Origin of the sequence: Streptomyces sp. NPDC059456, assembly GCF_042750055.1 — a bacterium.
Classification (GTDB): domain Bacteria; phylum Actinomycetota; class Actinomycetes; order Streptomycetales; family Streptomycetaceae; genus Streptomyces.
Map to the genome: position 1 here is coordinate 1 of NZ_JBHYVA010000904.1, position 2,821 is coordinate 2,821.

Below are 2,821 nucleotides of genomic sequence, written 5' to 3' on the forward strand. Positions count from 1 at the left end.
CGGGGGCTGGCCTGAGCGGCCGGGCGGGGGGGGGGGTCGCGCGCGGGGGCCGGGGGGGGGGTTGGTTGGTTGGGGGGGGGGGCGCGGTGGGGGCCGGGCGGGTGGGGCCGGTCAGCGACCGGCGGGACCCGCCTGCTCGGCGTTCTCCAGCGTCTCGGCCAGGACCCGCCAGATCTCGGCGGCGAGGTCCATGTTCGAGGCGCGGCGGGCTTCCTCGCCCAGCTTCTTCAGCCGGGCGCGCCCCTGCTGCTGGTGGCCTTCGACGATCAGCAGCAGGCTGTCCAGCGTCTGCAGCCGGATCCGGTCGCGGTAGGTGAGCCGCAGGTTGTCGAAGTCCAGCCGGTCGTGGACGGCGCGGGCGTCGGCGTAGCGGCCCTCCTCGAACGCGAGGTGCGCCTGGAGGACCAGCAGTTCCTGCTGCTGGACGGGCGTGCCGATGAGCGAGAGCGCCGCCTCGGCCTGCGTCAGGCACGTCCGGGCCTTCTCGGTGAGGGCGGGCCTGGACTGCAGGTACAGCGAGGCCGCGGCGAGCCTGAGCCGCGCCCACAGAATGGGGTCGACACGGCTGTCGAGGGCCTGCATGGCCTGCTCCAGATAGGTGTGGACGGCCTCGTCGTCCCCTTGGCGGGAGCTGACGGTGGCCGCCGACCACAGGGCCTCGGCGCGCAGCGCGTCGGACCTGCCCGCCACGAGTTCGACGAGCTCCCCGGCGTGCGCCCGGGCGTCGGTCAGGCGGCCGGACTCGGCCTCGGCCGACACCAGTGCCAGCAGGGCGGTCCCGGTGTCGGCGACGGAGAGGCCGGCGTCCTTGGCGACGCGGTATGCGCTCTCGGCGAGTTCGAGGGCCCGGGCGACCTGTCCCACCGAGCGCAGGCAGCGGGCGAGCTGGGTGCAGGACCGGCACTGCAGCGCGGGGAGTGCGAGCTCGTCGGCCACTTCGGCCAGCTCTTCCAGGCAGGCCTGTTCCTCGGCGCGCTCGCCGTGCCGGGACCGGTACCCGGCGATCACCCACAGGGCCTGCCAGCGCAGGAGCGGGTCCTCCGCCCCGGCGGTCGCGAGTACGTCGATGAGTTCCTCGACGGACTCGTCACTGTCGGAGGAGGCGGTGATGCTCAGCGCCTGCGTGAGCGAACTGCCGGCGACAGCGGCCGCGGCGGGCAGGGCGTCGAAGGCCAGGCGGTCCACGCCCAGCTGTTTCGCGAGGTAGGTGATCACTCGCTCGGTGGGCTGGCGTGCGCCCGACTCCAGCCGGGACAAGTACCCGGTGGAGATCTCCTCGCCGGCCAGCGAGGCCTGGGAGAGTCCCCGTTGAAGCCTCAAAGCCTTGAGGCGCGCGCCGAAAGACGACTCGTCTGTCATGTGAGTCCTGCAATCAATTCTCGGAATACAACCCTGATCGCGCCCCCAACGCTTTGGTGGGCATCGTAGCGCCCCCCGAACCGGTTGGCAAATTATTTGCCGGGGCCTGCCTGGCTGGACCTGCTGACCATTCGACGGCCTTGTGACGCCCGGAAGAACGCTTGGCAACCTCTGGCAAATCATCTTGCCATCGAGGCCCGGGAGATCTAGGTTGATCGAGGCCTAGCCGCTTCAAGCGGCTTTCCGGCCAATACCTCCCACTTCTCGATCCTGTGTCATGGGATCCTCTGTTCGGAGTCGTCCATGCTCAAGCGCGTCCTCGTCACCTCCGCCGCCGCCCTGCTCTCCGTCGCGGCGGCCGCCACCGTCGCCAACGGCACCACGCCGGGCATCGACTGGCCCGCATCGCCCTCGATCCGGATCGTCAGCGCCGGTCAGGGCGGGGGCGACACCATCGACTGGCCGACGCCGCCCTCCGCTCCCACCAACACCCGTGGCGGCGAGTCCGGCGTCGGCGGCGGGCTCTGACGGCACATGGCCACCATGCACGCAGACGAAGCACACACCGACGAGGACCTCGTCCGGCGGCTGCTGCGCGGACAGTTCCCCCAGTGGGCCGGGCTGCCGGTGCGGCGCCTGGCGTCCGGGGGCACCGTCAACGCGATCTACCGGGTCGGCACCGGGCTGACGGTCCGGCTGCCGCTCACCGCCGGCGGCGCCGGCACCCTCGGGCAGGAGGCCCACTGGCTGCCGCGGATCGCACCCCTGGTGCCCGTCCCCGTCCCGGAGGTCGTCGGGCTGGGCGAAGCCGCCGAGGGCTACCCATGGGGATGGGCCGTCCACCGGTGGATCGACGGCGAGGTGCTGGTCGAGGGCCGGGCGGCAGACCCCGGGCAGCTGGCCCGCGACCTCGCGGGGTTCGTCACCGCCCTGCGAGGTGCGGAGCTCGGCGCGGGGCCCCCGGCGCACCGGGGCGAACCGCTGGCCGCCGCCGACGCGGAGACCCGGGCCGCGATCGAGGAGCTGCGGCACACGGACGAGCCGTTCGACGCCGAAGCCGCCCTCGCCGCCTGGGAGGAGGCCCTCGCCGCTCCTGGCTGGTCCGGGGAGCCGCGGTGGATCCACTCCGACCTCATGCCGAGCAACCTGCTCGGCGCCGGTGGCCGGCTGGCCGCGGTGATCGACTTCGGGACGGCGGGCCTCGGCGATCCCGCCGTCGACCTGATCCCGGCGTGGAACCTGCTGCCCTCCGCCGCGCGGCAGGTCTTCCGCGAGGCCGTGGACACCGATGACGACTCCTGGGCCCGCGGCCGCGGGTGGGCGCTGTCCATGGCGGTCATCCAGCTGCCCTATTACCGTAAGACGAATCCGGTGATCTCCGCCAACGCCCGCTACGTGATCCGTCAGGTACTCGCGGGCTGAGGCTCCGTCATGGGAAGGGGGCGGGCGCGATGTTTCGCGC

General features: G+C 72.7%; 3 protein-coding genes. 2 read left to right on the forward strand and 1 reads right to left on the reverse strand.

The window, feature by feature from the left end; genetic code table 11:
- Positions 1-111: 111 nt before the first annotated feature.
- Entirely contained in the window at positions 112-1,359 is a 1,248-nt protein-coding gene (locus ACFXA3_RS40320; RefSeq protein WP_385196065.1) for a helix-turn-helix domain-containing protein, read from the reverse strand.
- 303 nt (positions 1,360-1,662) lie between these two features.
- On the opposite strand from ACFXA3_RS40320, the gene ACFXA3_RS40325 reads away from it, so the two are divergent.
- Complete coding sequence (locus ACFXA3_RS40325; protein ID WP_385196068.1) at positions 1,663-1,887, forward strand: hypothetical protein; 225 nt, start codon at positions 1,663-1,665, stop codon at positions 1,885-1,887.
- A 15-nt stretch (positions 1,888-1,902) separates the two neighbouring features.
- Complete coding sequence (locus tag ACFXA3_RS40330; protein ID WP_385196071.1) at positions 1,903-2,781, forward strand: aminoglycoside phosphotransferase family protein; 879 nt, start codon at positions 1,903-1,905, stop codon at positions 2,779-2,781.
- The last annotated feature ends 40 nt before the right edge of the window (positions 2,782-2,821 follow it).